We start from the raw sequence: 21,138 nt of genomic DNA, 5'->3' as shown, positions 1-21,138 counted from the left end.
CCGACCACGCCGACTGAGCGCACCGACTGAGCGCACCGGCTCGCCACGCTGACCACGCACACCGATGGCACAATGACGCGTTCGCCTCAGCACGGAGCGCTCTCGACATGGACCCGGACGACGACCTGACACGCTTCGAAGCGCACGGCGCCGCGCCGCTGCCCGCAGCGCACGACGAAGGGTTCGTCGACCACGACGGCGCGCGTATCGCCTGGTCGACATACGGCGCGGGCCGTCCCGTCGTGTTGCTGCATGGCGGCCTCGGGCATCGCGGCAACTGGGGATATCAGGTGCCGATGCTCGTGGGCGCCGGTTATCGCGTGATCCTGATCGACAGCCGCGGCCACGGCCGCAGCACGCGCGACGCGCAGCCGTACAGCTACGAGCTGATGGCGTCGGACGTGCTCGCCGTGCTCGATACGCTACAGGTGCGAAGAGCCGCCTTCGTGGGCTGGAGCGACGGCGCGTGCACCGCGCTGGTCCTTGCGAGGCGCGCACCCGAGCGCGTCGCGGGCGTGTTCTTCTTTGCGTGCAACATGGACCCGGGCGGCGCGAAACCCTTCGTACCGACGCCTGTGATCGACCGATGTTTCAGGCGGCATCGCGCGGACTACGAGGCGCTGTCGCCGACGCCTGCTGATTTCGACGCGTTCGTCGCGGCCGTCAGCGACATGCAGCGCACGCAACCCGACTATCGCGCCGACGATCTTGCGCAGATCGGCGTGCGCGTCGTGGTCGCGATCGGCGAACACGACGAATTCATCAAGCAGGAGCACGCCGACTATCTCGCGTGGACCATCCCCGATGCGCAGTTGATCGTGCTGCCTGACGTCAGCCATTTCGCGCCGCTGCAACGGCCGGCGCTTTTCAATGGCGTGCTCGAGCGGTTCGTCGGCAGGGCTTTCGAAGAAGAGAAGGGCGCCCGCTAGTCGTGCTTTTCGGGCGGTTTCATTTCGGCCGGCTTGTCCAGCATTTTGTCGGCCACTTTGTTGGCGGATGCTTTGACGGATGCGTTGGCGGACTTGTCGGCGGGTTTGCGGCTCGCCGTATCCCCCGTTTTCACGCCGTCCGGTTCGCTGTCGCTCTCTTCCCAGCCGCCGCCGAGCGCAAGGAACAGGTTCACCTGATCCAGCGCGACCTGGCCGTTGGCGGCCGCCACCTGTCCGGCGACGTTTTCGAGCGTGCGGGTCGCGTCGAGATCGTCGATGAACGACTCGCGTCCCGCCCTGTATAACCGGTGCGTTTCGTCCGCCGACTGCACGGCCGATTGGTACGCGGTGCGCAGCGCGTCGGCACGCGTCGTATCGGATGCATACGTCGACAGGCTAGTCTGCGTTTCGCGCAACGCGTTCAGCACGACGCCGTCGAAGTGCGCGAGCGCGCCTGCCGTCGACGCCTGCGCCTCGGCCACGCGGGCGCGCTGGCCGTTGATCGGGAAGGTCCAGCTGATCAGCGGACCGAACGCCCAGCGGTTCGTCGACGCGCCGAACAGATCGGCGGCGACACCCACGGAACCCGCTGACGCGCCAATGCTCACCGACGGATACAGCGCCGCCGTCGCGACACCGATGCGCGCCGTCGATGCCGCCAGCAGCCGCTCGGCCTGGCGCACGTCGGGACGGCGCTTGAGGAGCGCCGCGCCGTCGCCGACGGGGATCGGCTGCTTCAGCTGCGGCAGCTTGCTGCACGTCAGCACGGCGGGCGGCAGGTCGTTCGGCGCGCGCGCGAGCAGCATCGCGAGGCGGAACTGCGCGGCGCGGCGGCGCGCGACGAAACGCGGAATGTCGGCCGCGAGCGTGTCGGCCTGGGTCTGGCCGCGCGTCACGTCCGGCTGGTTGCCGCGGCCCGCGTCGCGCAGCTGCTGCGAAAACTTCACGCGCTGCCGCTGCAGGGCCAGCGACTTCTGCGCGATCTCCAGTTCTTCCCCCGCCGAGCACGACTCGACATACGCGCGCACGACGTCCGCGACGACGGTGATGCGGGCGAGGTCGATGGCCGCTTCGACGGCTTCGTCGTCGGCCTTCGCGGCTTCGACGCCGCGCCGCAGCTTGCCGAACAGATCGACTTCGTACGACACGCTCAGGTCGAGCGCGCCTTCCGTCACGACGGGCACCTTTTCCGTCAGCAGATACTGCTGGGCGGATTCCTGCGCGCGCTGGAACGCCGCCGACGTCTTGCCGGAAAAGCCGCCCTGTTCGTTGGCGAACTCGAGCTCGGCGCGTGAGCGCGCAAGGTTGGCGGCCGCAACGCGCAGATCGGTGTTCGACGACAGCGCCTGCGTGACGAGCTGATCGAGCACGGGATCGTCGTACAGACGCCACCATTTCGCCGGCATGGCCTGCTGCGAGACGGGCGCCTGGTTTGCGCCTTCGATCGCGCCGTTTGCATACGGCGCATTGACGGCGGCGTTGTCGGGCAGCTTGTAATTCGGGCCGACGTTGATGCAGCCGCCCAGCGCGAGCACGAGGGGCACGAGCGCGGGCAGGAGGCGTGGTGCCAGTCGCGACGTCGGGCGCAACATCGGCGCCCGGCTGACGCGCTTCACCGCGTTGGACGGGTTGCGTTTCATGGTGCCGCGCCCGATGCCGTTTGCGCGCCGGAAGCCGCGCGCGTTGCCTGGTGCGTCGACGACGACGGCGCGACGCCTTCGATGGGCGCGGTCGTCGTCGATGCGATCATGCCCGCCGACGCAGCGGACGCCGATGCCGCCGACGCCTGCGTTGCCGTTGATGCAGCCGGATTGCGCCCCATCGACGGCTCGATGCCGCGCACCGATACCGTCGCCGTGCGGCCCGCGATCATGCGGAAGTCGGCGGGAATCTCGTCGAGCGCGACGCGCACAGGGATGCGCTGCGCAAGCCGCACCCAGCTGAACGCCGGGTTGACGTTCGGCAACAGGTTCGGGCTTTGCTGGCGGTCACGGTCCTCGATGGCGGCGACGATGCTCTGCACGTGGCCGCGCAGCACGCCCGGCTCGCCCATCACCTTGATGTCGACGGGCTGGCCGATGTCGATGCCATGCAGCTTGGTTTCCTCGAAATAGCCGTCGACGCGGAACGAATGCATATCCACCACCGACAGCACCGGATGTCCCGCCGAAATGTACTCGCCGACGCGCGGCGCGCGGTCGTTCAGATAGCCGTCGACGGGGCTCACGACGACCGTGCGCTGCAGGTTCAGGCGCGCCGTGTCGATGGCGACTTCGGCATCGGCGAGCGCGGCCGCCGCCGTTTCGACGCGCGAGTGCGTCTCTTCGACGGCTTCCGCCGCGACCAGATTGCCGAGCGTGCGGTTGCGCGCGTCTTCGCGGCGGGCCTGATCGAGCGTCGCGCGGCGCTGCTGCGCGGTGGCCTGCGCGTTGCGCAGCGCGAGCGTGTAGCGCGCCTGATCGATCACGAACAGCGCGTCGCCGCGCTTGACCTGCTGGTTGTCGACGACCTTGACCTCGGTGATGAGCCCCGACACGTCGGGCGCGACCTGGATGACGTCGGCGCGCACGTGGCCGTCGCGCGTCCACGGCGCGAACATGTAGTAGTCGACCAGCTTCCACAGCACGGTCGCTGCGATCACGACGACGATGAGAGTGAGCAGGATCTGCCCGACGGAGAACCAGGTTTTTTTCACGTTATGAACCGGTGTGACACGATGACGACAAGCCCCAGCACCAACACATAAATGCCGAGGTCGAAAATGGAACGATGCCAGACGAAGCGGTAAAAGCCCACGCGCGCGAGCACGGTGCGGATCGCCAGATTGAGCAGATAGGCGATGAACATCAGTACCAGCACGGCTGGCACGAATACGCCGAGTACGTCGATTTCGCCGATCATGTGGGTCGACAGAAGGAAGAAGAGTGCAAGGTAGTTTGATCCGGCATCAGGCTGCTGTCTCCCGTCCTGTTGAACCGCCGCCGCTCGCGGCCTGCGGCGGAAACAGCGACAGGCGCATGCCGACCAGCGCGTGCAGCGTGTCGCGCAGAAAGCGTTCGCGCGACGGCGCGGCGGGTGCTGGCCCTTGCACGGCGGCTCCTTCCTGCGGTCCCTGCCGGGGCTGAGGCGGCTGACCGGGTTGCCCTTGCTGCTGCCGCCCAGCGTCGACTTGCGCCTGCGCGATGCTGCGCATCGTCACCTGCGCGACGGCGGCGTCGATCGTTTCGATCAGCGCGGACGGTACCGGCTGCCGCTCGCGCCGCGCAATGCACTGTTCGAAATACTGCCGCACGCCGGTCAGCACGTCATCGATGGCCCCTTGCAAGTCGTTTGTCAGCTTGCGGCGCGTGCGGCGCAGATCCAGCGCGTTCAGCGCGACGCGAAAGTCGCGGAAGCTTTCGATCGACGGATGACGGTGCGAGTCGGTGGCGGCGTGGCGCGGCAGCAATTGCATCAGGCGGTCGAGCATGCGCGCGTAGAGATTGCGCTGATCCTCGATGGCGGCCGTCGATGCGCTCACCACGACGTCGGCCCACGCGGAGCGCGTGAGTCGCGCCGCCGCCAGTTCGGCCCCGAAGGGACGCGTCGCGCGCGTCCACAGGTACGCGAACAGCAGGCCCGCGACGCCCGCCAGGTTGCTGTTGATGAACACGAAGAAGTCGGCGTCGTAAGCGCTCTGGATGCTGATGAAGGTGGCCGTGTTGACGGCCGTGAGCATCGTCACCAGGGTGAACTGCGGTCGCGGTATCAGCGTGCCGATCAGGAGAAACGGCCCGGCGAAGATCACCACCAGCATCGCGAAGTCATGCACGTGCGGCAGCACCGCGAAAAGGTAGAGCCCCGCCAGCACGACGCTCGCACACGTGGAGAGGAAGAACTTGAACACGGCGGGCGCGGGCTCGTCCAGCGCGGCGAAGAAGCAGCACGAGATGGCCGCCAGCGCCGTCGCGCTGGCGCCGTCGTTCCAGCCCGACGTGATCCACAGCGCGCATGCGACGACGATCGCGCCGACGGCCGACGCCGTCGAGAACAGCATCATGCCCTGATCGAAGAAACGCGCGGTGCCGCCCAGCCGCCAGTGGCGAAAGTGCGGCCGCCACAGCGCCGTTTCGTGGACGATCGTGGTGCGCAGGCAGCGGATGTCCTGCCACACGTCGACGACCTGGCCCAGGCGCCACAGCGCATTCGACAGCAGCGCGCCGTCCCAGCTTGCGAGCGCTTCGGCGGCGGGCCGCAGCGCCGCGATGCGCTCGCGCAGCTGGTCCGCCTGGTGATCCGTTTCGGCGGCGTGCCTGGCTTCGAGCGTCGGCGATCTGATCCACTGCGCGACATCGGCCAGCAGCGCCGCGAGTTCGGCGGGATGGGCGCCGCGCGAGCGCACCAGCGCGATCAGCGGATCGGCCATCGACGAGATGAGCGGCAGGAAGATCTGCATTCGACCTTGCAGCGCGCGCGCCCGGCGCACGATGTCGGGCCGCGTGTGGTCGTAGGTGAGCTGGCTCAACAGGAATTCGAGTCCGTTGACCGTGGCCGCGAGTCGCTGACGCGCCGCCGAAATTTTTGCGCCCGCGATGTGGCCGGACAACGTCTCGCTGACATAGAACGCGGCGTCGCGGAACCACGCATCCGTGCGTTCGATCAGCGTCGGCGCGAGTCGGCTCGGCAGCACGACGCTGCCCACGATGCTCGCGACCACGATGCCGAGCAGAATTTCTTCCGTACGCGTGATGGCGAGATCGAAGACCGTGGTCGGATTGGTGACGGCGGGCAGCGCGATCAGCGGCAGTGTGTAGCCGGCGAGCAGGAACACGTAGCTGCGCGCCGTGCGGTCGTTCAGAGACAGATAAAGCAGCGTGCCCGTCCACGCCGCGACGATCACGCTGAACAGAAACGGCGACTCGACGAACGGCGGCACGATCAGCACGGCGCCCGCCGCGCCGAGCGCGGTGCCGAGCGCACGGTACAGCGCCTTCGAGCGCGTCGCGCCGACGAACGGGTTCGAGACGATGTAGACGGTTGCCATCGCCCAGTACGGGCGAGGCAGTTCGAGCGCGAGGCCGATGTAGAGCGCAATCATCGCGGCCGCGAAGGTCTTGGCGGAGAACAGCCAGTCGCGCACTGAGGGATAGACCATGGCGGTTATGCGTTTCGTTTTCGGCCGGATGGGGCTGGGGCGTGGGGCACGGTTGAGGCGTCGCCCGGTGCGTCCCGGTCGGACGTGACTGTAGGATCGAGCGAAGCGTTGAACGCCTTCAGCACGCGCAGCGTCGCTTCCAGATCTTCGCGACTCACGCCCTCGAGCACCCGCTCGCGCAACGCTGTCAGGCGTTCTTCCATGCGCGCGGTGACGGCGCGGCCTTCGTCGGTGAGCGTGATGGTCTTGGCGCGCTTGTCGTCGGGATCTTCGTCGCGCCGCACGAGGCCCGCCGCGCACAACTGGTCCAGCAGCCGCACGAGCGACGGCCCTTCGATGCCCACGTGCTCGGCCAGCTTCACCTGACGCACGCTCTCGCCCAGACGGTTCGCCGCAAGCAGCGGACCCGCGCACGCCTCCGACACGTTGTACGCCGACAGCACGCTATGGCTCGTGCGCCGCCAGCGGCGCGCGGCGACGACAAGCGTGCTGCTGACGGAGCGGCGCAGGATGTGCAGATTGACCATGGGCCGCGATTGTATGTCGAAATTATTCGTTAGCATCCTATCGACCCACATTTTTTAAGGGAATGCTACAAAGTCTGCTTCGATGTCTCCGGTCGGGGGTGAGAGGACTGGGATGCGCGCCAGCGCGCGACGAAGCGAGGCGCCGCCGGCTTGATCGGTGAGTTGACGGGCTCAGCCGTCGTTCAATCCCTTTCCGGCGAGAATCCGCGGAATGCATTTTTCGATGCGCGATTCACGCGTGGCGGATTGCTTCGCGGAGGAGAAATGCAGGAGATAGGCTTTTTGCCGTCCGGGCGTCAATGTATCGAAAGCCTTTTTCAGTTTTGGCGTCTTGTCCAGTTTGCGCTGGAACTCTTCGGCAATGGGGTATTGCGCGGTTGTCTTTAAAGCCACTTTCAAACCGGCCCGTTCGACTTCGATCGCCTCGCGAATATACGATTGAAGGACCGATTCCAGTTTGACAATCTGCTCGACATTGCTGAACCGCACCTGGCGCGCCGATTGCACGTTTTCCGTCTGCTGGATCAGAATGCCTTTCGGGTCTTTCAGCAAGGCGCCTTTGACGAACAGAATCGCGCAATAGTCCTTGAATGCGTGAATGATGACGATGTTTTTACCGTCGGACGTATAACACGGCACGCCCCATTTCAATTCTTCCGTCAGTGCACAGTCGAGTACGATCGATCTGAGTTTTTCGGTTTCTTCCCGCCATGTTTTCAGTTTGCTGATATAGGCATCGACTTTGGGATTCATTTTTATTGCCCTCAGAAATTGAAGCGGATTCATGGTACAGCAGCGCGCGTGCGCATCGCGCGCCAATGCCGTGAATATGCCAATCGGCCTAAAAGCGGTCCGCCCGGAACGGAAAAGGATCGACGATAGGCGTGGCGCCCACCATCATCTCGGCGAGTAGCCGCCCCGTCACGGGCCCGAGCGTCAGGCCGTGATGCGCGTGGCCGAACGCAAACCACAAGTCCTTGTGCCGCTGCGCAGGCCCAATGACGGGCATCATGTCCGGCGTGCACGGGCGACGGCCGAGCCACGGACGCTCATCGAGCCGTGCGCCGAGCGGAAAGGTCGCGCGCGCGATCGGCTCGATCGCGGCGAGCTGCACGGGCGTGGCGGGCGCGTCGCAGGCGGCCAGTTCCGCGCCCGTCGTCAGGCGGATGCCGCGCGCCATCGGCGTGATCATGTAGCCGATCTCGGTGTCGAGCACGGGCTGATTCAGGCGCGCGCCGTCCTGCGCCGTGTAATGCATGTGATAGCCGCGCTTGACAGCGAGCGGCAGCCGGTAGCCGAGGCGCGCAGTCGCGACATCCGACCATGGCCCGAGCGCGATCACGGCCGCGTGCGCGTCGATGCGGCCCGCTTCCGTGTCGACGCTCCATTGCGGTTCGAGCGTCGCTGCGTCGCCGATGAAAATGCGCCCGCCCAACGCCTCGAAGTGACGCGCATACGCGATGACGAGGGCATTGGGATCGCTGACGGAATCGGCGTCGGTGTAGCGCAGCGCGCCGAGCAGCGCATGACTGAGGGCGGGTTCGTCGCGCCGCAGTTGCGCGGCGTCGAGCGCGTCGAATGCGACGCCGTATTCCGCGTTCCACCGCTCGGCATCGCGCCGCGCGGCATCCTGCTTGCGCGCGCTGCGGAACACCTTCAGCCAGCCGCCCGTGCGCAGCAGCGCCTGCGCGCCCGATGCGCCGATCAGCGCGCGATGCTCGCTGATGCAATGCTCGATCAGCGTCGAATACGACCGCGCGATGGCGGCATGACGATCAGCGCGCGAGTAGTGCCAATAGCGATACAGGAACGGCAGCAGCTTCGGCATGGCGCTCGCGTGATAGCGGACATCGAGCGAACGGTTGCGCGCATAACGCAGCAGCGTGGCGGCATCGCGTGGAAACGCGTACGGGTAGACACCTTCGCGCTGGATCAGCCCTGCATTGCCGAACGACGTCTCGTTGCCGGGCGCCTTGCGATCGACCAGCGCGACGGAGAGGCCGCGCTTTTGCAGGTGCACGGCAACCGACACGCCCACCATGCCGCCACCGAGCACGACAGTATCGAACTTCATCGGCTCGATCCCTCGCGCGATGAGGTTCCGAAGGCGCGGGTAACATGACGGCGTGAGCCATTCAAGACGAAGGCGATGCACATGGTCGAGATCGATCTCCCCGGAATTTATCGGCGTTACATTGCGTGTCTGAACCGGCAGGACTGGCCGATGCTCGGACAGTTCGTCGCTGACGACGTGACGCACAACGGTCGGCGCTTCGGTTTGTCCGGCTATACGGCGATGCTGGAGCAAGACTTCCGTGAGATACGGGATCTGCACTTCGCGATTGCATTGCTCGTTGCGCAGCCACCTTTTGTGGCAAGCCGGTTGCAGTTCGATTGTACGCCGGCGGGTATGTTCGCCGGACTGCCTGTTAATGGCAGACGGATCGCCTTTACGGAGAATGTGTTCTACCAGTTCCGCGGCGAGAAGATCGTCGAGGTCTGGTCCGTGATCGACAAGGCCGCCATCGAAGCGCAGCTATAGCTGGCTGATTTGCATCTTGCGACAGCCCGCGTCGACACGTATTGCGCGAGGTCTGTTGCCGATGCTCGTGAGGGCTTTGCTCGCGACCGTGTCGTGGGTCGCACAGCGGCAGGCGCAGCGAGTTTCCTGAAGATTCTGATGCCGCGCGCTGTCGCGTCTACGCGTCGACGCCGATGATGACGCTCGAAGCCTTGAAAATCGCCGAAGCCGCCGAGCCGCTCGACAGCGCGAGCCGGTCGACGCTTTCGTTGGTGATGATGGCGGCGATCTCCGCGCCGCTTGCGGACGCAACGATCACCTCGCTGTTCACCGCGCCGCGCGTGACCGCCGTGACAGTGCCCGCCACGCGGTTGCGCGCCGACACTTTGCTGTCGTCGGAACCGACCATCACGATCACCGACGACGCCTTGACCAGCGCAAAAGCCGGCTTGCCCGCCGCGAGACCCAACGAAGCGGCGCTGCCATGCGCGATGACGGCGACGATGTCGAGCCCGCTCTGCGTGCGCAACGTGACTTCGTCGTTGACGGCTCCAGCCTTGACTTCCGTGATCTGACCGGTGAAGTGATTGCGGGCACTGGTGCGCATGTTGTCTCCTCGAATAGGCACGCTGCCAGATGCAGCGACGTTGGGTGCAAAGCCAGCGGGCAGTGTAACGGGGGAGGGCATGCCGCAGGCGCCGCACGCGACGTTTATTCCGTCGACGTCACCGACACCGACGCTTCGCTCGTGAGCATCAGAAAGGTCAACGTCTCGCGCAGATAGAGACGCACGGTTGTATCCGTGTGGCTCTGGTAACCGATCGACACGTCCTGGCCCAGATGCAGTTCGAAGTCGCCGCCGCGCATCGACAGCACGCTGCCGCCTTCGAGCGCGGGTGCCCACAGGATGTCGCCGTTCACGATGCGCTTGATGTGCTCGATGACGGGATAGCCCTGATCGCTGGCTTCGCCGAGCGCCGTGTACGCGTCCGCGCCGAGCAGCACGCAGTACGGGCCGTCGACGCCCGCAAGCCGAAGCTGCTCGAGCGCGTTGCCGATCGCATTCGGATAGTCGGCGACATCGGCGGGCAGCGCGAGCGGTGTGTTCGACGATCCCTCGCGAATGCCCGTGATGCCGGCCGCCTTGTAGCCGTCGAAGATCGCGCGGTCTTCGGCATAGGCGAGTTCCTTGGCGGCGTCCTTGGCCGGCTGCCAGTCCGAATCGTTCGCGCCGCGTTCGACGGCATCGATCGCATCGCGCGACAGTTCGAACGGCACGGTAAACTGCACGAGCGCCTTCACCTCGGCGAGCTTCGCATTGACGCCCGCGCGCGGCGCGGCGATCGTCGTCTGATGACCCGTGCCGACACCCGACAACGCCGTGCCGCCCGGCCCCTTGACGTCGACCACGCGCCGGCCGGCCACCGAGCGCTTGAACGTGCGCGCCACTTCTTCTTCGATTTGCGACCACGCGTCGCTGGAAACGGGGGCAAGCTCGCGATGCAGATTATTCATACTGTGAGGTTCCTTTCAAAGAGCCGATGCTGAGCGAGCCGTCGTAATGCGGCTCGGCGGATGCGGGGAGTGCGGAGGGTTCGGCGACGACATCGTTCGAGGCCTGCGGGTCGCGCTCGGCGAGCGCTTCGAGCAGCGTCGCGGATGGCACGAAGAACAGCCCGCCCGTGGCCGCGCGGCTGAAATCGAGCAGGCGGTCGTAGTTGCCCGGCGGCCGTCCGACGAACATGTTTTCGAGCATCTGCTCGATGGGCGCGGGCGACCGTGCGTAACCGATAAAGAACGTGCCGAACTCGCCCGAACCCGGCCGGCCGAACGGCATGTTGTCGCGCAGGATCTTCACTTCGTCGCCGTTCTCGTCGGTGAGCGTCGTCAGCGAACTGTGCGACGAGGTCGGCTTGACGGCTTCGTCGAGCTCGATGTCGGACAGTTTGGTGCGGCCGATGATGCGCTCCTGCGTCTCCACCGACAGCGCGTTCCAGCCTTGCATGTCGTGCAGGTACTTCTGCACGAGCACGTAGCTGCCGGCGGCGAATTCGGGATCTTCTGCGCCGACCATCGTGAAGTCGGCGGCTTCGCGGCCGGTCGGGTTCTCGGTGCCGTCGACGAATCCCACCATGCTGCGCATATCGAAATAGCGGAAACCGTGTACTTCGTCGACGACCTGCACGGCGCCGCCCAGGCGGCCCACGAGCTGCGTGGCGAGTTCGAAGCACAGATCCATTTGATCGGCGCGAATGTGCAGCAGGATATCGCCCGGCGTCGCGATCGCGCGGCGACCGGCGGGGCCGAATTCGCGAAACGGATGGAGCTCCGCGGGACGCGGCGTGCCGAACAGCGTGTCCCACGCGTCGGACGCGAAGCCGACGACGCAGGACAGGTTGCCGGACGGGACACGCTTGCCGACCGCGCGCACGAGCGCGGCGACGTCCGCGCACCAGGCGCGCACGATGGCGGCGGATTCATCGCCGCTGGCGAGCGTCGCGACGATGAAGATCGCGCTGCGGGTGATGGGCGTGTAGACGGCTTGGGGTTCTGGAATGTCATTGGGCATCGGACCAGGTCCTGTCGAAACCATTGCGGATTGCGATCAAGCGAAAAAAGTGTCGGCTAGGAGAGTACCGCGATCGGGGGTGGTTTGTCGCAAGAGAGGCGGCGGGTCAGGGGGCAGGGCGCTCAGCGGGCGAAGGATGGGTCGATGCGCGCGGGTGCTGGTGGACGTGGGTGCAGGGAACGGTGTGTGCCGATGTGCGGCCTGGCCGATGACGCACGGCCCTTGCTTCATCTATCCGTCTGATTTTATTGATTTATTTTTCTCGCGATCGACTGGGGAATCCAGTCGCGACACAAAGAAAACCGATTGCAAGCGCGCCCGCCGCGCGATGTTGCGTTCGTCTACCCCGGACTAGCCCTGGCGTGAGCCAGACGCCTCATGCCAGCCCCTTCGCGATCGGCGCAAATCCTTGCCGGACGGGCCTCGCGGGATGCGTCACAACATGGTTCGCGTTTCGCGAATGTCGGGTTCGGCGGTTGTCGCATTGTTCCACTGTGGCACTTCGACCATTCTTGCCTACGCCGGCGACGTAGACCCCATCTTGCTCTTTTGCGCGGTCGCCGCCGACTTTGACACAGGAGACAAGGATGAGATCGAATCAGTGGGACGTGTCCTACGAATGGAAAGCTGTGACGCTACTCGCACTCGGATTCGGCCTGGTGGGGCTCGACCGATGGCTGATCGCACCGCTTTTTCCGTCCATCATGAAGGACCTGCATCTGACGGCTCAGGACGTCGGCAACTGCATCGGCATTCTCGGCCTTTCGTGGGGCGTCTTCGCAGCGCTGATGGGCGGCATCTCCGACAAGATCGGACGCCGCAAGGTGCTGATCCCCTCCATCATCGTGTTCTCGCTCTTGTCAGGATTTTCCGGCGTCGCGGGCGGACTCGCGAGCTTGCTTGCCGTGCGGGCGCTCATGGGTGTCGCCGAAGGGTCGTTCTGTCCGACCAGCTTCGCAGCGACCGCCGACGCTTCCCATCCGAAACGCCGTGGCTTCAATCTCGGACTCCAGCAAAGCGGATTCGCGCTGTTCGGACTGGCGCTTTCGCCCATCATCGCCACGCAGTTGCTGAGCGTGATGACCTGGCGCTGGGTCTTCGCGCTGGTCGCGATTCCGGGGCTGATACTCGGCCTGCTGATGTTCCGCGTGATTCGCGAGCCGAACGCCGCTTCCGTGTCGGGGCTGTCCAGTTTGCCGACAAAGGCGCCTCAACAGCAGCGCGGAAACTGGCGCGACGTACTGAAGAGCCGCAACATTCCCGTCGCCATGGTGGCGCTGTTCTGTGCGATGACGGGCGTCTTCGTGCTCGGGGCGATGCTGCCGCTCTATCTCACCGAATACCTGGCGCTCGACACGCAGCGCATGGGCATCGTGGTCTCGGCGATCGGCTTCGGCGGCTTCGTGGGCCAGTTCGGTCTTCCGGGGCTCTCCGATCTCGTCGGGCGGCGTCTGGCGAGCATCGTTGGCTTCGCCGGCACGGCGATCATGCTGTACGTATTTCGCGGACTCGGCGCGCAGCCGTTCGCCCTGTTCGCGGTACTGTTCGTGGTTGCATTCTTTACGCTGGGTCTCGTTTCGCTGCTGTCCGGGCCGGTCGCGACGGAGGCAGCGCCCGTCGGCATGGTTTCGACGGCCATCGGCGTCGTGGTGGGCGCGGGAGAAATATTCGGTGGCGGCGTCGCGCCCGCGCTCGCAGGGTTCGTGGCGACTCGCTTCGGGATTCAGAACATTGTGTGGCTGCCAATCTGCGCAGTATTGCTCGGCATCGGCGTCAGTCTGCTATTGATCGAGACCGCACCGTCCAAAGTCCGTCGCCGCAATGCATCGACGCTCGAGTTTCCGGCCGCCGAACAACTGGAATAACACTACCAGGAAGGCCTGAAATTACACGGCGTGCCGCTTCGAGGAGAAGCCGCACGCCGTAGGCGTTTCCGTTTGTGTCTGGTCACCGTTTCGCATCGGGTGTCGCTCCTGGCACGAACGTTCGCGTCAGTGCAAGCCAATCGACATACTACTTTTCCGCGTATCCAGGCACGCCTTTGCGGGCACATGTGTTGCGTCTTGAGTTCGTACAGCGGTGAAGGAATCGCCGCTTCGAAATGGACATGGAGACGCTCATGAGACAAACCGTGATAGGCGTGTACGACAGCTATACCGATGCGTGTTCGGCGCAACGGGCGCTGTGCGAGGCCGGCGTGGCTCAGGCCGATATTTCCCTCTACTCGACGTCGGTTAGTGCGCCCGTCGAGAAGGGGCCGCGTGTTTATGCACCGGGCAGCGCGGGATTGCGCCATCACACGCCCGTTTTCGATCAACTCGAGCAACTATTCGCCCGGCTCTTCGCGAGTGGCGAGTACCCCCCGGAAGCGGAGGACTATAGGGAATTCGTCCGTCGAGGCGGGACCATCGTGAGCGCCGACGTCTCCGACATGCAGGTCGATCTCGCTCGCGATGTCATGCGCCGCATGGGCGCCGCCGACATCGAGGAGCGCGTGAACGCGTGGCGCAATGGGTCCGGCAACGTGGACATCGCGAAGGACTTGCCGCATCGCGGTAGCGCAGTGGCGCGCGAACCGGCTGCGGACAGGAGGTCGTCAGCCAGCGAACGGAGCAGTGCGGCGGGCGCGCAGGCATCACCCACGTTGCGCGACCCAGGCGATGCAGCGGAGCACGGCACGGTATCCGCTGCGGGAGCGAGGGATACCCCCGCCGCGCCGCGCGATATATCGGCAGTTGAAGGCGTGCCGCCGACCATCCGCGACGTCTCCGATACCACCCGGGACAATGAAAGATCAGACACGGCGTATCCGGCAACGGTCAGTGGAATGCAGCAGGTGACAACGCGTTCATCGGAGCCGCAGACGCCGCCGTCGATGCAACAGACACAGCGGCAGGGTTCGACGGTACCCGATGTCGGGCTCGCCCGCTCGTCGTCGACTGTATCGGCACGGCTCAAAGACAGCGTAAACCAGCCGTCGGATGGCAGTGCGAGCGCGGCGCGCGCGGAACGCACGCCCATGACAGGTCTCGTGGGCGATCCCATCATGGGTACGCCGCTGGAAGACGATCCCTACGACGATGAGTTCCGGAAAGACTACGACGCGCACTATGCGGATACAGGCAGTTCCTTCGACGAATACCGGCGCGCCTACACGCATGGCGCCACGCTCGGACAAGACGAGCGATATCGCGAGCAGGACTGGCAACGGGTCGAGCCGAGCGCTCGCGAGGATTGGGAGTCGCGCTATCCCGAGAGTGGATGGGAACGCTTCAAGGCTGCCGTCCGGCATGGATGGGAACGCGTCACGGGCCATTGATGCCGTTGCGTTCGCGCGGCACTGAGCGGCGATGCAATTTGCGCATCGCGCTCAGGCTCGTCAAAGGAGGGGCTGAGCGTTGCCTTGCTCGGCCCCACCGCTTTTATTGCTGCGCTATTGCTTCTTGGCAGCGTCGATTTTTTGGTCGGCGGCTTTCTTGTTAGCGTCGTTCTGCGCCTCGACTTTCTCCTTGTCCGCCTTCGCCTGAGCAACGTTTGCGTCGTTAGCGGCTTCGTGCTTTTTACGGTCAGCCTTTGCCTGAGCATCGTGCTTCTTTCTGTCGGCCTTGGCTTGCGCGCGCGCTGCATCTGCGCGCGCATCCGAGGCTTCCCTCGGCGTCATGGCCTTGTCCATCTTTGCCGCTTTCTTGTCGGCATCTGCCTGAGCCGATGCCTTGTCTTCGTTTGCCGACGCCTGTGCCTTGTCGGCGTCGCTCTGAGCTTCGGCCTTCTTCTTGTTTGCAGTAGCCTGCGCTTCGCTCTTTTCGCTGTTTGCCTTCAGTTGCGCCTTGCCGGCTTCCGATGGCGTCGTCGTTTGTGCGAACGCCGTGGAGACGAGCAATGCCGATGCGAGAGCCGCGACAATCTTTTTCATGATCTTCCTCCCAAGGAAATGCACGGTTTTGACCAGTGCTCTTCAGAAAATCCACCGTTATCGAGGCGAAATGAGCCACGAATGTCTTGTGCGACGGTGCATCTGTTTCAAAGCAACCGGCATGCCGCAGCGAGAGTCACGATGAACAAACAATGAGAATGCCTGTGATAACGAATCGCAGAAGATCTCGCTCACGAGCCTTGAATGGCAGCGCTCATCTGCTCAACTGTGCGAGGCCCTGTTCATCGGTTCATGCGCAAACTGGCGGCTTGCGACTCATCCAGGGACGCGCTTCCTCCAATTGGGCCGCCACGCGTAACAGTGTCACCTCGTTATTCGTTCGTGCAACCAATTGAATGCCGACGGGGAGCCCGTCACTAGTCCAGTGCATCGGCAGCGTTATTGCGGGTTGTCCGGTGATATTGAACGGATAGAGGAAGCATGCGTCCGCCATCAACGCGTTGTAGGCGTCGCAGTCGGTCATGCGCATGTCCATGTAACCGTGCGGCCGCGGCGGGTGCGTGAGGGTAGGCGTCAGGTAGAGATCGAATGGCTGCAGTTCGGTCGCGAGCGCGCGGCCGATCAGACGCAGCGACTGCACGTCCTCTGCGTGCCTGATGCCGGTGCAGCGGCGGCCGCGCTCGATCATCGATCATGTGATTGGCTCGACATCGTCCGGCCCGACAGGAACGCCGACCTCCAGCGCGAATGACTCGAACAACTGTGCAGTCAGCACAGCCGCCAGGCTTGTATAAGTCGTCCATGCGAATTCCGCGTTGAACGCTTGCCAGTCATACGCCACGACCTGATGACCAAGATCGGCGAGGAGGCGGGTCGTTTCGCGCAACGCCATTTCGACTTCCGGGTTGAATGCATGGCCGTCGGGCGTGCGCGTCGCGAAGCCGACGTTTAACCGGCCGGGCGGCCGATGCATCGAACGAGCCCATGTCTCTTCGGGCGGCGCCGCATGGTATGGATCGCCCGGCAGACTGCCCGTCGCGATGGCATCGAGATAGGCGGCCGTGTCGCGCACCGTGCGTGAATGGCACAGCGAATACGCGCAGCCATACCACGGATCGCCCAGGTACGGCGCGTGGCTGATGCGGCCTCGCGACGGCTTGAGGCCGACGAGGCCGCACACCGACGCTGGCGCGCGAATCGAACCGGCGGCGTCGGTGGCGTCGGCGAGGGGCACGAGGCGGGCGGCGACGGCGGCAGCCGCTCCGCCGCTCGAGCCGCTTACCGTGACGTCGTCGCGCCAGGGGTTATACGTGAGGCCGGCTTCGCGCGGCTCGGTCGAGAGACTCCAGCCGACCTCGGGGATGTTGGTTTTGCCGAGCAGCACAAAGCCTGCTTGCTTGATCCGGCACGCGACGTCGCTGTCGCCTGGCCAGCGCACGCTACGCAGGTAGCGGCACGATTGCGTGACGGGCACGTCGTGCCACGCGGTGAACATATCCTTCAGCAGGAAGGGCACGCCGAAGAACGGCGCATCGCGTCGCGGCGCCTGCGCAACCTCGCGCGCGAGATCGTAGGTGCGGTAGATGACTGCGTTCAGACGCGGATTGAGGCGCTCGATCAGCGTGATGGCGATCTCGACGAGTTCTGCCGGCGCCACCTGTCCGTCCCGGACCCATTCGGCAAGCCCGACTGCGTCGCGCGATACGTATTCGCTCGTTAAGCTTTCGGTAACGTTCGTCATAGGGAATACGCAACTGGAACGGCTGGTGAGTCGGCTCGCGGGACGCCGGCGGGCGTGCCGCGAGCGCCGGAGTGTCGCGTTAAGAGCGCGACATCGCGCTGGGGACCTGCGTAAAAGGATAGCGTGGGCAGCGTGCGCGATGAGTGAGTGTGTGGACTTCTGGCGAAATTGCTTTCGACGGTTTATGTGATTTTACATAAGATAAATTATCACTGGTTCGCATGTAGGTCCCAAATAGATGGAATGGTCGCCTCCCGCCTTAACGGGCCGCTCAACGCCGCAGGCCCGTGGACTGAACGTGCGACATTGCTGGTTCGGCGGTCCTGCCGTCAAGCAGAACCAGATGGAACCCACGACCATTGCCATCGACCTGGCCAAACGCGTATTCCAGATTCACTATGTCGAGCCAGATACTGGCACGATTCGCAGCAAGGTTCTCAAACGCGCCCAGCTCGTGCCGTTCTTTGCCAACCGGCCTGCGAGTCGTGTCGTCATGGAAGCCTGTGGCAGCGCCCATCACTGGGCCCGCGTCCTGGCGCGACTTGGCCACGACGTGCGGCTCATCGCAGCGCAGTTCGTGCGGCCGTTCGTGAAGTCGAACAAGAATGACGCAGCCGACGCTGCGGCGATCTGGGAAGCCGCCCAGCGTCCGGGCATGCGGTTCGTGGCCGTCAAGACCGAAGACCAGCAGGCCATGCTCGCAATGCACCGCATCCGCCAGCAACTGGCTCCGGCGGCAAGACAAAGCTGTGCGGTATCAGCAAACGAGGCGATGTGTATCTGCGCACGCTGCTGATCCACGGCGCCCGGTCAGTCATCGCAGCCTCGAAACATTTGCCAGAGACAGTACGTGCCCTGCTGGTGCGACGACCCACGAACGTCGTTGCCGTCGCACTTGCCAACAAGATGGCGCGAACGATCTGGGTGCTGCTAGCGTACGGCCGAACGTATCAGCCGACACCGGCGCAGTGACTACCGCCTCGCACACACTTTAGCCATTCACGGTTGCACAGACATATTGAGCGATGGCAAGACAGGCTGGACCGCGCAAAGGCAAGCCTGAGACATTTCTCGGATCTCGAGTCCGCCAGTTAGATTAGGACCTTTGCGGCGAAATCCATCGGGGCCGGCGGGCATGCCCGCGATCGAGTCCGGATATAAGTCCGCAACCACCCTCCTCGCCACGCACAATTGTCTTGCAAATGGGAGGCGACCATATAAGAAATGTCGGGTTGAGCCAAGTCCAGATGTCCGCTTTTCGGCCCATCGAGTCAAACCGCGCATATCGAACTATCTGTGATTCCAACCGTGCCCTAGCGCCAGCCTAGCCCAGGCGCAACGTGGGTCAGAATGGATTCGATCACATGCGCGCAGTACTCCACGCCCAACTGGTTCGGCACCGTCAGAAGTAAAGTATCTGCCTCTGCGATTGCCTCGTCCCTCGCAAGCTGCTCCACAAGAACATCAGGCTCAGCGGCGTAATTGCGCCCGAAAATCGTCCGGATACTATCTTCCAGCAGGCCCACGGTATCCGTGCTCTGTCGGTCACGCCCGAAGTACATCCGGTCCTGGTCGTTCACCAGCGCAAAAATACTCCGGCTGACAGAGACGCGCGGCTCCCGTTTATGCCCGGCTTCTTTCCATGCCTGCCGATAAGCCCGAATCTGCTCCGCCTGCTGGACATGAAGTGGACAACCCGATTCATCGTTCTTCAAAGTCGAACATTGCAGATTCATGCCCATTCCAGCCGCCCAGATTGCAGTGGCATCGGAGCCAGAGCCCCACCAGATCCGGTCGCGAAGGCCCTCGGAATGCGGTTCGACGCGAAGCAGCCCCGGTGGATTCGGAAACATCGGGCGCGGATTCGGTTGAGCGAAACCCTCGCCGCGTAGCAGGTCGTAAAACACCTCCGTGTGGCGTCGCGCGAGATCGACATGAGTCTCGCCTTCGCCGGGTGCGTAACCAAAGTAGCGCCAACCTTCGATAACCTGTTCGCCCGAGCCCCGGCTAATGCCAAGCTGCAGCCGTCCCCTCGCGATCAAGTCCGCGGCGCCCGCATCCTCCGCCATGTACAGGGGGTTTTCGTAGCGCATGTCGATGACGCCAGTTCCGATTTCGATCGTGCTGGTCTTGGCGCCAACGGCAGCGAGAAGCGGGAACGGCGATGCGAGCTGTCGCGCAAAATGATGAACGCGGAAGAACGCGCCGTCGGCACCTAGCTCCTCTGCAGCAACGGCCAGATCGATCGACTGCAGCAGGACATCGGATGCCGATCGCGTCTGCGAATAGGGCGAAGTCGCCCAGTGGCCGAACGAGAGAAAGCCGATCTTTTTCATTTCATACGCCCCATTGCGCAAATAGAGATGCGAGACCGCGACGCTTCGTTATCGATTCACATTGCAACGGCGTGCGCCGCTTTCGCTGTCACGCCGTTGCATTCCGCTACGCCGAAGCTATCTCGCTTCGTTCAGGCTGGAAAATCGGTGGATGCCGACAGCGGCTTCCACGCATCCGTTTCCGACGTAACGTACACGTTCTTTTCGGCGATTGCCTGCAACGTGTCCGTGCCAAGCGGCAGACGCAATGGCGGCGCCGGTGCATCCACCAGCTGCACGAGTGCAGCCGCCAGCCTTTCCGGGTCGCCGGGTTGATTGTGATTGATGCTGACAGCGAGCTCGCGCAGCTTGCCCGACGTCTGCGCATAGTCGTCGATGATCTCCTTGCCGACGAGCAGCGACGATGTATCCAGAAAGTCCGTGCGGAAGAAACCAGGCTCGATGGTGGTCGCGTGAATACCAAGCGGCTTTAGCTCGTCATGCAAGGCTTCGGTGATGCCCTCCACTGCAAACTTGGTGGAACTGTAGACGCCGACCCCCGCCGCCGCGCGATAACCGACGATCGACGACGTGTTGATCAGGTGCCCCGAGCGCTGCCTGCGCATGATGGGCAACACGGCGCGCGTTACGTTCAGCAGGCCAAAAACGTTGGTGTCGTACATACGCCGCACGTCCGCGTCGCTCGACTCCTCGACGGCGGCCAGCAGGCCAAAGCCTGCATTGTTGATCAGCACGTCGATCCGGCCGAACTTCTCGACGGCGGCTAAGACGGCGGCTTTCGCCTGCGCTTCGCTGGTTACATCGAGTGCGGCAGTCAGCAAGGCGGGCGACTCGCCCAGACGCTCGACGATTGCTGCGGGATTGCGACCCGTAGCGACGACTGCATTCCCGTCTGCGAGCGCCGCCTTGGCGATCAAAGCGCCCAGACCGCGCGTTGCGCCTGTAATGAACCAGACACGCTTGAATTGCTGCTTCGTGGTGTTGCTCATGCCCCGCTCCGCTCCTATCTAGATCTTTGAAGTTCGCCGCGAGTGCTCGCCATCGAGCACTCGCGTCCCATCACGCCTCGCGCGATCCTTAGCCATGGCATCTCGCCGAGGGCTGCTGGATTGCGTGGGACCGAGTCTCGCGCCGAAACGGATCGTTGATTAGACGGGAATGGATGGAATCTCTTTTCCATCCATGCAAGAGAACCCCGAGAAGATGATGGAGCCGGATTGCCGGGTTGAAGCCGTTGGCAGCGCAGGCTGCGATATCGCTGGAGAACCTGGCGGCCGGATGTGGGCGAGCGCCGATGCATCACGGGGTGGCATGGTCGGGTTCACCTTGCCGGCGCATCCAGGCGTTCAAACATGATGGATCGACACAAAGCCTCGACTCACAATGGGACGAGATTCCGCCCGGGACCCCGCGAATCATTCCACCGAGGCCAGCACGATCTGCGAGATATCGGCGTCCCCAAGGCCCTCCTTCACAGCACGCATCAACCAGTCGCGCACACGACTCG

General features: G+C 64.2%; 19 protein-coding genes and 1 pseudogene. 5 read left to right on the top strand and 15 right to left on the bottom strand.

Features of this window, described 5'->3' with window-relative positions; all coding sequences use genetic code 11:
• Positions 1-107 precede the first annotated feature (107 nt).
• Entirely contained in the window at positions 108-929 is an 822-nt protein-coding gene (locus H3V53_RS28235; protein ID WP_336600727.1) for an alpha/beta fold hydrolase, read from the top strand.
• On the opposite strand, the gene H3V53_RS28230 is transcribed toward H3V53_RS28235, so the two are convergent.
• The 7 genes from H3V53_RS28230 to H3V53_RS28200 all read right to left on the bottom strand — a co-directional run bounded on the left by H3V53_RS28230 (position 926) and on the right by H3V53_RS28200 (position 8,664).
• Positions 926-2,521: an efflux transporter outer membrane subunit gene (locus tag H3V53_RS28230; protein WP_336600752.1), complete on the bottom strand. Its 1,596-nt coding sequence runs from the start codon at positions 2,519-2,521 to the stop codon at positions 926-928. The two genes, H3V53_RS28235 and H3V53_RS28230, sit on opposite strands and share 4 nt — an antisense overlap.
• A gap of 44 nt (positions 2,522-2,565) precedes the next feature.
• Positions 2,566-3,624 carry an efflux RND transporter periplasmic adaptor subunit gene (locus H3V53_RS28225; protein ID WP_054926894.1) on the bottom strand — a complete coding sequence of 353 codons (1,059 nt, stop codon included), beginning with the start codon at positions 3,622-3,624 and terminating at the stop codon, positions 2,566-2,568.
• Positions 3,621-3,830, bottom strand: coding sequence for a DUF1656 domain-containing protein (locus H3V53_RS28220; RefSeq protein ID WP_054926895.1), 210 nt, complete (start codon positions 3,828-3,830; stop codon positions 3,621-3,623). The genes H3V53_RS28225 and H3V53_RS28220 overlap by 4 nt, the downstream gene beginning before the upstream one ends.
• A gap of 46 nt (positions 3,831-3,876) precedes the next feature.
• Entirely contained in the window at positions 3,877-6,063 is a 2,187-nt protein-coding gene (locus tag H3V53_RS28215) for an FUSC family protein (protein ID WP_336600726.1), read from the bottom strand.
• Between the two features lie 5 nt (positions 6,064-6,068).
• Complete coding sequence (locus H3V53_RS28210; RefSeq protein WP_336600725.1) at positions 6,069-6,590, bottom strand: MarR family winged helix-turn-helix transcriptional regulator; 522 nt, start codon at positions 6,588-6,590, stop codon at positions 6,069-6,071.
• A gap of 171 nt (positions 6,591-6,761) precedes the next feature.
• The gene (locus H3V53_RS28205) at positions 6,762-7,376 is read right to left on the bottom strand and encodes a YdeI/OmpD-associated family protein (RefSeq protein ID WP_336600724.1); all 615 of its coding nucleotides are present in this window, start codon (positions 7,374-7,376) and stop codon (positions 6,762-6,764) included.
• Positions 7,377-7,431: 55 nt separating this feature from the next.
• Positions 7,432-8,664, bottom strand: coding sequence for an NAD(P)/FAD-dependent oxidoreductase (locus H3V53_RS28200; RefSeq protein ID WP_336600723.1), 1,233 nt, complete (start codon positions 8,662-8,664; stop codon positions 7,432-7,434).
• 81 nt (positions 8,665-8,745) lie between these two features.
• Here H3V53_RS28200 and H3V53_RS28195 point away from each other — a divergent pair, with 81 nt between their 5' ends.
• Positions 8,746-9,132, top strand: a complete 387-nt coding sequence (locus H3V53_RS28195; RefSeq protein WP_336600722.1) for an ester cyclase — start codon at positions 8,746-8,748, stop codon at positions 9,130-9,132.
• Between the two features lie 157 nt (positions 9,133-9,289).
• Here the strand turns inward: H3V53_RS28195 and H3V53_RS28190 are convergent, their stop codons facing one another.
• From H3V53_RS28190 to H3V53_RS28180, 3 genes are all read right to left on the bottom strand, one after another.
• Positions 9,290-9,718 (bottom strand): TOBE domain-containing protein, encoded by a 429-nt coding sequence (locus tag H3V53_RS28190; RefSeq protein ID WP_336600721.1) that lies wholly within the window; start codon positions 9,716-9,718, stop codon positions 9,290-9,292.
• Positions 9,719-9,822: 104 nt separating this feature from the next.
• Positions 9,823-10,626, bottom strand: a complete 804-nt coding sequence (locus H3V53_RS28185; RefSeq protein ID WP_054926901.1) for a family 1 encapsulin nanocompartment shell protein — start codon at positions 10,624-10,626, stop codon at positions 9,823-9,825.
• Positions 10,619-11,680 carry a Dyp-type peroxidase gene (locus tag H3V53_RS28180; protein ID WP_336600720.1) on the bottom strand — a complete coding sequence of 354 codons (1,062 nt, stop codon included), beginning with the start codon at positions 11,678-11,680 and terminating at the stop codon, positions 10,619-10,621. The genes H3V53_RS28185 and H3V53_RS28180 overlap by 8 nt, the downstream gene beginning before the upstream one ends.
• 587 nt (positions 11,681-12,267) lie before the next feature.
• On the opposite strand from H3V53_RS28180, the gene H3V53_RS28175 reads away from it, so the two are divergent.
• Positions 12,268-13,545 (top strand): MFS transporter, encoded by a 1,278-nt coding sequence (locus H3V53_RS28175; protein ID WP_336600719.1) that lies wholly within the window; start codon positions 12,268-12,270, stop codon positions 13,543-13,545.
• 254 nt (positions 13,546-13,799) lie between these two features.
• Positions 13,800-14,999 carry a hypothetical protein gene (locus H3V53_RS28170; protein ID WP_336600718.1) on the top strand — a complete coding sequence of 400 codons (1,200 nt, stop codon included), beginning with the start codon at positions 13,800-13,802 and terminating at the stop codon, positions 14,997-14,999.
• 114 nt (positions 15,000-15,113) lie between these two features.
• Here the strand turns inward: H3V53_RS28170 and H3V53_RS28165 are convergent, their stop codons facing one another.
• The 3 genes from H3V53_RS28165 to H3V53_RS28155 all read right to left on the bottom strand — a co-directional run bounded on the left by H3V53_RS28165 (position 15,114) and on the right by H3V53_RS28155 (position 17,295).
• Positions 15,114-15,593: a hypothetical protein gene (locus tag H3V53_RS28165; RefSeq protein ID WP_336600717.1), complete on the bottom strand. Its 480-nt coding sequence runs from the start codon at positions 15,591-15,593 to the stop codon at positions 15,114-15,116.
• A 250-nt stretch (positions 15,594-15,843) separates the two neighbouring features.
• Positions 15,844-16,242 (bottom strand): amidase family protein, encoded by a 399-nt coding sequence (locus H3V53_RS28160; protein ID WP_336600716.1) that lies wholly within the window; start codon positions 16,240-16,242, stop codon positions 15,844-15,846.
• A 3-nt stretch (positions 16,243-16,245) separates the two neighbouring features.
• On the bottom strand, positions 16,246-17,295 hold the full coding sequence (locus tag H3V53_RS28155; RefSeq protein WP_336600715.1) for an amidase: 1,050 nt from the start codon (positions 17,293-17,295) through the stop codon (positions 16,246-16,248).
• A 343-nt stretch (positions 17,296-17,638) separates the two neighbouring features.
• On the opposite strand from H3V53_RS28155, the pseudogene H3V53_RS28150 reads away from it, so the two are divergent.
• Positions 17,639-18,267, top strand: a pseudogene (locus tag H3V53_RS28150) (transposase).
• 341 nt (positions 18,268-18,608) lie between these two features.
• Here the strand turns inward: H3V53_RS28150 and H3V53_RS28145 are convergent.
• Positions 18,609-19,631, bottom strand: coding sequence for an LLM class flavin-dependent oxidoreductase (locus tag H3V53_RS28145; RefSeq protein ID WP_336600714.1), 1,023 nt, complete (start codon positions 19,629-19,631; stop codon positions 18,609-18,611).
• A gap of 131 nt (positions 19,632-19,762) precedes the next feature.
• Positions 19,763-20,620, bottom strand: coding sequence for an oxidoreductase (locus H3V53_RS28140; RefSeq protein WP_336600713.1), 858 nt, complete (start codon positions 20,618-20,620; stop codon positions 19,763-19,765).
• Between the last annotated feature and the right edge of the window lie 518 nt (positions 20,621-21,138).

This window comes from Paraburkholderia bengalensis (assembly GCF_037126505.1).
Lineage (GTDB): Bacteria > Pseudomonadota > Gammaproteobacteria > Burkholderiales > Burkholderiaceae > Paraburkholderia > Paraburkholderia bengalensis.
This window is presented reverse-complemented; position numbering and strand designations above follow the sequence as displayed.

What these genes read in the sequence shown, in the direction of transcription:
- H3V53_RS28195 (WP_336600722.1), top strand. Translation starts at nt 8,746, where the DNA reads ATGGTCGAGATCGATCTCCCCGGAATTTATCGGCGTTACATTGCGTGT.
- H3V53_RS28180 (WP_336600720.1), bottom strand. Translation starts at nt 11,680, where the DNA reads ATGCCCAATGACATTCCAGAACCCCAAGCCGTCTACACGCCCATCACC.
- H3V53_RS28230 (WP_336600752.1), bottom strand. Translation starts at nt 2,521, where the DNA reads ATGTTGCGCCCGACGTCGCGACTGGCACCACGCCTCCTGCCCGCGCTC.
- H3V53_RS28220 (WP_054926895.1), bottom strand. Translation starts at nt 3,830, where the DNA reads ATGATCGGCGAAATCGACGTACTCGGCGTATTCGTGCCAGCCGTGCTG.
- H3V53_RS28215 (WP_336600726.1), bottom strand. Translation starts at nt 6,063, where the DNA reads ATGGTCTATCCCTCAGTGCGCGACTGGCTGTTCTCCGCCAAGACCTTC.
- H3V53_RS28170 (WP_336600718.1), top strand. Translation starts at nt 13,800, where the DNA reads ATGAGACAAACCGTGATAGGCGTGTACGACAGCTATACCGATGCGTGT.
- H3V53_RS28145 (WP_336600714.1), bottom strand. Translation starts at nt 19,631, where the DNA reads ATGAAAAAGATCGGCTTTCTCTCGTTCGGCCACTGGGCGACTTCGCCC.
- H3V53_RS28235 (WP_336600727.1), top strand. Translation starts at nt 108, where the DNA reads ATGGACCCGGACGACGACCTGACACGCTTCGAAGCGCACGGCGCCGCG.
- H3V53_RS28205 (WP_336600724.1), bottom strand. Translation starts at nt 7,376, where the DNA reads ATGAATCCGCTTCAATTTCTGAGGGCAATAAAAATGAATCCCAAAGTC.
- H3V53_RS28140 (WP_336600713.1), bottom strand. Translation starts at nt 20,620, where the DNA reads ATGAGCAACACCACGAAGCAGCAATTCAAGCGTGTCTGGTTCATTACA.
- H3V53_RS28160 (WP_336600716.1), bottom strand. Translation starts at nt 16,242, where the DNA reads ATGATCGAGCGCGGCCGCCGCTGCACCGGCATCAGGCACGCAGAGGAC.
- H3V53_RS28210 (WP_336600725.1), bottom strand. Translation starts at nt 6,590, where the DNA reads ATGGTCAATCTGCACATCCTGCGCCGCTCCGTCAGCAGCACGCTTGTC.
- H3V53_RS28165 (WP_336600717.1), bottom strand. Translation starts at nt 15,593, where the DNA reads ATGAAAAAGATTGTCGCGGCTCTCGCATCGGCATTGCTCGTCTCCACG.
- H3V53_RS28185 (WP_054926901.1), bottom strand. Translation starts at nt 10,626, where the DNA reads ATGAATAATCTGCATCGCGAGCTTGCCCCCGTTTCCAGCGACGCGTGG.
- H3V53_RS28200 (WP_336600723.1), bottom strand. Translation starts at nt 8,664, where the DNA reads ATGAAGTTCGATACTGTCGTGCTCGGTGGCGGCATGGTGGGCGTGTCG.
- H3V53_RS28155 (WP_336600715.1), bottom strand. Translation starts at nt 17,295, where the DNA reads ATGACGAACGTTACCGAAAGCTTAACGAGCGAATACGTATCGCGCGAC.
- H3V53_RS28190 (WP_336600721.1), bottom strand. Translation starts at nt 9,718, where the DNA reads ATGCGCACCAGTGCCCGCAATCACTTCACCGGTCAGATCACGGAAGTC.
- H3V53_RS28175 (WP_336600719.1), top strand. Translation starts at nt 12,268, where the DNA reads ATGAGATCGAATCAGTGGGACGTGTCCTACGAATGGAAAGCTGTGACG.